Below are 6,143 nucleotides of genomic sequence, written 5' to 3' on the forward strand. Positions count from 1 at the left end.
CGCGAAGGCGGACCCTGGAGGCAGGACGAAGGAGGAAGTCATGCATCCGCATCTCTGGCCGGTCTTCCCGGTCTTCTGGGGCCTGTTCTGGGTCGCGCTCATCGCGCTCGCCGTCACCGCCCGCCGCAAGGGCTGGTGGGGGCGTCGCCCGGCGGCCGTCCCCGACCGGCCAACCGCGTCGGCCGAGCAGATCCTGGCCGAGCGGTACGCCCGCGGCGAGCTGGGCGACGACGAGTTCTTCGAGAAGATGTCCGTGCTCAAGGGCGCAACCACCTAAACATCACTAAGGGTACAAGAACTGTCACTGGCCGCATCCGGCCTGCCGCGTTACGTTTCCCCCGAAAGCATCGCGCGCGACCGGGGAGGGCTGAGCGTGGAGGCGGTCACCCTGTTCGCCGGGGGCGTGGCAGCCGGGCTGGTGGCGGGCACCGCCTCGTGCACGGCCGCCCAGGGCGGGCTGCTCGTGGGCCTGGTCGGCCACCGCCCCGGCCGCGACCCGGCGCTGGTGGCCTGGTTCCTGGCCGGCCGGCTGGCGGCGTACACGCTGGTGGGAGCGCTGCTCGGGCTGCTCGGCTCGGCGGTCGGCCTGCCGCCGCGGGCGCGGGCCGTGCTCCTGGTCGCGGCCGGCTGCGCCGTGATCGTGTTCGCGATCCGGCTCATGCGCGGCGGGCGGCACGCGTGCGCCGAGCCCGTCCGGCCGTCCGGGTACCAGGCGCCGCTGCTGGGGGCGGCCACCGTCCTGGTGCCCTGCGGGGTGACGATCGGCATGGAGATGCTCGCTGTCTCCAGCGGCTCGCCGCTGTCGGGCGCGGCGGCCATGGCGGGGTTCGTGGTCGGCACGGCGCCGGCGTTCGCGCTGCTCGGCTACGTGCTGCGGCGGATCTCCCGCACCCGGCTGGCCAGGTTCGCCGGGGTCGTCGCCGTCGCCGCCGGGCTCTGGACCGTCGTGGCCGGGCTCAACCTGGGCGGCTGGACGGGTGAGGCCGCACCGGCCGCCGCCGGCCCCGCCGCCCGGACCGTCACGGTCTACGCCACCCGCGAGGGCTACCGGCCCGCCGCCGTGTCCGTCCCGGCGAACGTACCGGTCGAGGTCATCTTCAAACTGGTCGATCAGGGCTGCACGGGCACCGTCACCATCGACGGGCGCGACGTGGCCCTGCCCGCCACCGTACGGCTGCCGCCCCACCGCCCCGGCTCGCTGCGTTACGTGTGCGGGATGGGGATGTATTCGGGGTTCATCAGGTTCTCCTAGGGCCGTTGTCGGCGATTACGGTTCGCGATCGTATGATCACGTGCCACTCTGTCGCCATGGCCTGGTGGCAGGGAGAGGTGGCGACGCCGGCCGTTCCGGCGCCACGGGTGGGTGACGAGCCGGAGTTGCTGGTGGCCGCGCAGCAGGGCGACGCCCAGGCGGCCCACCGGCTCGGCAAGCTCTACGCCCAGCGCGGCGACCGCGCGGCGGCCCGGCTCTGGTGGGAGCTGGCGGCCGCGGGCGGCAACGTCGACAGCGCGTACAACCTGGGCGTCTGGCACGAGAAGCACGGCAGCCTGGAGGAGGCGGTCATCTGGTACGAGACCGCCGCGGCCACCGGCGACGCGGAGGCCGCCGCCAACCTGGCCACGCTCCTGCTCGAACAGCGCGGCGACGCCGGCGCCGCGCGGGCCTGGTTCGAACGCTCGGCCCTGGCCGGGTCGCGCGCCGCGGCCCGCCGGCTGGCGCTGCTGTGCGAGGACACCGGCGAGACCGGCGTGGCCCGCGAGTGGCACCGCAGGGCGGCCGACGACGGCGACATGGCCTCGGCCCACGACCTCGGCTTCCTGGCCTACTCCGCCGGCGAGGACGAGGAGACCGTGCGCTGGTGGGAGTACGCCGCCAGGGGCGGCCACGCCGACTCCGCCCACTGCATGGGCCTCTACCTGCACGCCAGCCGCGACCCGGAGGGCGCCGAGGCCTACTACCGGCTGGCCGCCAAGAACGAGCACCCGGGCGCCGCCTCCCGGCTCGGCGCCATCGCCCTGTCCCGCGGCGACCTGCGTACGGCCCGCGCCTGGTACGAGCGGGCGGCCGCCGCCGGGCGGCTGGAGGACCAGCGCATGGCCGGGTTCGTCTGCGTGGAGCTCGGCGACACCCCGGCGGCCAGCCACTGGTTCGGCAGGGCGGCGGCGGGCGGCGACGCCGAGTCCGCCTTCAACTACGGCCTACTGCTGATCGCCGAGTTCGGCGACCTGGCCGGCGGCCGCCACTGGTTCCGCCAGGCGGCTCAGGCGGGCCACCACGGCGCGGCGGTCGAGCTGGGCGGGCTGCTGACGGTCGCCGGCGAGCTGGGCGAGGCCGAGGAGTGGCTGGCCGACCCGCCGCCGCAGGCGTGGGCGCGCACCGCCGAGCCCGAGCTGGCCGCCCGCGCGGAGCTGGCGTCCGCGGCCACCGGCCGCAGGGGCGGCGTGCCGCTGTCGGTGCCCGACCTGACGGAGGTGCTGGGCACCTGGGACCTGGTGACCAGGCCGCTGCACGACCACTCCGACGTGATCGGCTGGCTGGTGGAGCGGAGCGGGGTGCACCGCAGCGCGGTCGAGCACCTGGCGTCGGTGCGCGGCACGCTGCTGCGCCCCGGCAGCGCGCCGTGGCCGGGCACGGGCGAGATCCAGCACGTCCTCGCCACCGCCCGTGACCTGCGGCGCCGCCTGGGAGTGAGTTAGGGGCGCGACCGCCGGCCGCGCCCCCGGAAGAGCATCAGAGAACGTCGGCGACCGGCGTGTACGGCAGCCCCAGCGCCTGGGCGACCGGCTCGTTGGTGAGCAGGCCGTCATGGGTGTTCAGACCGCCCGCGAGGCCCTGGTCGGCCTTCAGCGCGTCGCGCCAGCCCAGGTTGGCCAGCTTGACCGCGTACGGGAGCGTCGCGTTGGTCAGGGCGTAGGTGGAGGTGTTGGCCACCGAGCCCGGCATGTTGGCCACGCAGTAGAAGATCGACTTGTGCACCGTGTACGTCGGCTCGGCGTGCGTGGTCGGCCGCGAGTCCTCGAAGCAGCCGCCCTGGTCGATGGCGATGTCCACGAGCACCGAGCCCGGCTTCATCCGCGCGACCAGGTCGTTGGAGACCAGCGTCGGGGCCTTGGCGCCGGGGATCAGCACCGCGCCGATGACCAGGTCGGCCTGCAGCACCTCGCGCTCGATCGCGTACGAGGTGGACACGAGGGTCTTGAGCCGGCCCTGGTAGATGGCGTCGATGTGGCGGAGCCGGTCGATGTTGGTGTCGAGCACGGTCACGTCCGCGCCCATGCCGACAGCGATCTGCGCCGCGTTGAGGCCCGAGACGCCGCCGCCGATGACGACGACTTTGGCGGGGGCCACGCCGGGCACCCCGCCGGGCAGCACGCCGCGGCCGCCGTTGAAGCGCATGAGGTTGTAGGCGCCCACCTGCGGCGCGAGCCGGCCCGCGACCTCCGACATCGGGGCGAGCAACGGCAGCGTGTGGCCCACCTGCACGGTCTCGTACGCGATGCCGGTCGTCCTGGCGGCGAGCAGGGCGTCGGTGCACGGGCGGGAGGCGGCCAGGTGCAGGTAGGTGAACAGGACCAGGCCCTCGCGCAGGCGGTGGTACTCCTCGGCGATGGGCTCCTTGACCTTCAGGACCATGTCCGCCCCGGCCCAAACGGCGTCGGCGTTGTCGAGGATCTTCGCGCCCGCGGCGAGGTACTCCTCGTCGGTGATGTGTGAGCCGAGGCCGGCACCCCGCTGGACGGTGACGTCGTGACCGTTCCGCACCAGCTCGTGAACACCGGCGGGGGTGACCGCCACACGGTATTCGTGGTTCTTGACCTCGGCAGGGACGCCGATCTTCATCGTAGGGATCCTTTCGGAGACCGGCACTTCGTCGTACCGGGTGGGGAGGGTGTTAGAGGCGCGCCCACGCTTCCGAGAGCACACCCCGCAGGATGGATCCGATCTCGTCGAACTCCCTCTGCCCCGCGATCAGCGGGGGCGCGAGCTGGATCACGGGGTCGCCGCGGTCGTCCGCCCGGCAGTAGAGTCCGGCGTCGAACAGCGCCTTGGACAGGAATCCGCGCAGCAACCGCTCGGACTCCTCGGCGTTGAACGTCTCCTTGGTGGCCTTGTCCTTGACCAGCTCGATGCCCCAGAAGTAGCCCGAGCCCCGCACGTCGCCGACGATCGGCAGGTCGCGCAGGTCGTCGAGGGTCGCCTGGAAGAGGGGCTCGTTCTTGGTGACGTGGCCGAGCAGGTCCTCGCGCTCGAAGATGTCGAGGTTGGCGAGGGCCACGGCGGCCGACACGGGGTGGCCGCCGAAGGTGTAGCCGTGGGCGAACATGTTGTCGCCCTGCTTGAACGGCTCGAACAGCCGCTCGTGCGCGATCATGGCGCCGATGGGCGAGTAGCCGCTGGTCAGGCCCTTGGCGCAGGTGATGATGTCGGGCACGTAGTCGAACTTCTGGCCGCCGAACATGGTGCCGAGGCGGCCGAAGGCGCAGATGACCTCGTCGGAGACGAGCAGCACGTCGTACTCGTCGCAGATCTCGCGCAGGCGCTGGAAGTAGCCGGGGGGCGGCGGGAAGCAGCCGCCGGCGTTCTGGACGGGCTCGGCGAAGACGGCGGCCACCGTGTCGGGGCCCTCCATCTCGATGGCGCGGGCCACGCGGTCGGCCGCCCAGATGCCGTACTCCTCCGGCGACATGCCGGGGATGCCACTGATCTCGTCGGCGCGGTAGTGGTTCGTGTTCGGGACGCGCACCGAGCCGGGCACGAGGGGCTCGAACATCTGCTTGAACGCCGGGATGCCGGTGATCGACAGGGCGCCCTGCGGGGTGCCGTGGTAGGCGATCTGGCGGCTGATGACCTTGTGCTTGAGCGGCTTGCCGACGAGCTTGTAGTACTGCTTGGCCAGCTTCCACGCGGTCTCGACGGCCTCGCCGCCGCCGGTGGTGAAGAAGACCCGGTTCAGCTCGCCCGGCGCCTGCTCGGCCAGGCGGGCGGCCAGCTCGGCCGCCTTGGGGTGCGAGTAGGACCACAAGGGGAAGAAGGCCAGCTCCTGGGCCTGCTTGGCGGCGGCCTCGGCCAGCTCGCCACGCCCGTGCCCGACCTGGACGACGAACAGCCCGGCCAGGCCGTCGAGGTAACGCTTGCCGTGGATGTCGTAGATATAGGACCCCTCACCGCGCACGATGGTCGGGATCTCGTTCTCCTGGTAGGCGCTGTGCCTCGTGAAGTGCAACCACAGGTTGTCCTGCGCGGCCTTCAGGACGTCGTTTTCCGGCTGCGTCATGGTTATCTTCCCTTGTGTCGAACTCCCCACAGTGTGCATCTTCACCTGCGGTTTGCCAAGCGAATCGGTCGCAGCACTATGCAAGAAAATCGAGATCCGCAGAACCGTTGTGTAACAGCAACGAAATCCGCAGGTAGATTAACGCGCGGGTCATGCCCGTTTCCATACTGTGGAACCTTCTGTGATCCAATGAGACCAAACTGCCGAGAACGACCCCCGGGGGACCGTCCCGTGACTCCTGACCAGATCGAGAGCGCCGTCGCCGCCGCGATGCCCCGAGCCATCGAGGAGCTCAAGCGGCTCGCCTCCATTCCCTCCGTGGCCTTCCCCGGGCACCCGGAGGAGCCGGTCTACGCCGCCGCGGCGGCGACGGAGGAGCTCGTGCGCTCGGCGGGCCTGCCGCACGTCCAGCAGGTCGCCGTCGAAGGCAGCTTCCCCGCGATCTACGGCGAGGCCCCGGCCCCTCCCGGCGCGCCCACCGTCCTGCTGTACGCGCACTACGACGTGCAGCCCGCCGGCGACCTGGCCGCCTGGCGCACGCCGCCGTTCGAGCCCACCCTGATCGACGGCAAGCTGTACGGCCGCGGCTGCGCCGACGACAAGTCGGGCATCATCTCCCACATCGCCGCGCTGCGCGCCTTCCAGGGCCGGTTCCCGGTGGGCATCAAGGTCATCATCGAGGGCCAGGAGGAGTACGCGGGCGAGCGCCTGGAGGCCTTCGTCGAGCGCAACCCCGAGCTGCTGCGGGCCGACGCCATCGTGGTCGCCGACACCGGCAACCCGCGCGTCGGCGACCCGGCGGTCACGACGTCGCTGCGCGGCATGGCGGCCTTCACCATCGAGGTGCGCACGCTGCGCGAGGCCGTG

At 72.1% G+C, this 6,143-nt stretch carries 6 protein-coding genes; 4 read left to right on the top strand and 2 right to left on the bottom strand.

Annotated features, from left to right (window positions below; translation table 11 throughout):
* The first annotated feature begins 40 nt into the window (after positions 1-40).
* The 3 genes from ACWCSD_RS07930 to ACWCSD_RS07940 all read left to right on the top strand — a co-directional run bounded on the left by ACWCSD_RS07930 (position 41) and on the right by ACWCSD_RS07940 (position 2,697).
* Positions 41-277 (top strand): SHOCT domain-containing protein, encoded by a 237-nt coding sequence (locus ACWCSD_RS07930; protein ID WP_387668614.1) that lies wholly within the window; start codon positions 41-43, stop codon positions 275-277.
* 96 nt (positions 278-373) lie between these two features.
* Positions 374-1,252 carry an urease accessory protein UreH domain-containing protein gene (locus ACWCSD_RS07935; RefSeq protein WP_449913620.1) on the top strand — a complete coding sequence of 293 codons (879 nt, stop codon included), beginning with the start codon at positions 374-376 and terminating at the stop codon, positions 1,250-1,252.
* A 56-nt stretch (positions 1,253-1,308) separates the two neighbouring features.
* Complete coding sequence (locus ACWCSD_RS07940; RefSeq protein ID WP_397164891.1) at positions 1,309-2,697, top strand: tetratricopeptide repeat protein; 1,389 nt, start codon at positions 1,309-1,311, stop codon at positions 2,695-2,697.
* A gap of 34 nt (positions 2,698-2,731) precedes the next feature.
* Here the strand turns inward: ACWCSD_RS07940 and ald are convergent, their stop codons facing one another.
* Together ald and ACWCSD_RS07950 are read right to left on the bottom strand one after the other, a co-directional pair.
* A complete protein-coding gene (gene ald, locus ACWCSD_RS07945) occupies positions 2,732-3,841 on the bottom strand; it encodes an alanine dehydrogenase (RefSeq protein ID WP_397164893.1) in 1,110 nt (369 codons plus the stop codon).
* A gap of 52 nt (positions 3,842-3,893) precedes the next feature.
* On the bottom strand, positions 3,894-5,276 hold the full coding sequence (locus ACWCSD_RS07950; RefSeq protein WP_364325551.1) for an aspartate aminotransferase family protein: 1,383 nt from the start codon (positions 5,274-5,276) through the stop codon (positions 3,894-3,896).
* 231 nt (positions 5,277-5,507) lie between these two features.
* Here ACWCSD_RS07950 and ACWCSD_RS07955 point away from each other — a divergent pair.
* Positions 5,508-6,143, top strand: a 636-nt coding sequence (locus ACWCSD_RS07955) for a M20/M25/M40 family metallo-hydrolase (RefSeq protein WP_449913621.1), incomplete at its 3' end; no start/stop codon positions are given.

It is taken from the genome of Nonomuraea sp. NPDC001684 (assembly GCF_053596515.1).

Bases quoted from the DNA above. Each gene is read 5' to 3' on its own strand.
- ACWCSD_RS07940 (WP_397164891.1), top strand. From the start codon at position 1,309: ATGGCCTGGTGGCAGGGAGAGGTGGCGACGCCGGCCGTTCCGGCGCCA.
- ald (WP_397164893.1), bottom strand. From the start codon at position 3,841: ATGAAGATCGGCGTCCCTGCCGAGGTCAAGAACCACGAATACCGTGTG.
- ACWCSD_RS07950 (WP_364325551.1), bottom strand. From the start codon at position 5,276: ATGACGCAGCCGGAAAACGACGTCCTGAAGGCCGCGCAGGACAACCTG.
- ACWCSD_RS07930 (WP_387668614.1), top strand. From the start codon at position 41: ATGCATCCGCATCTCTGGCCGGTCTTCCCGGTCTTCTGGGGCCTGTTC.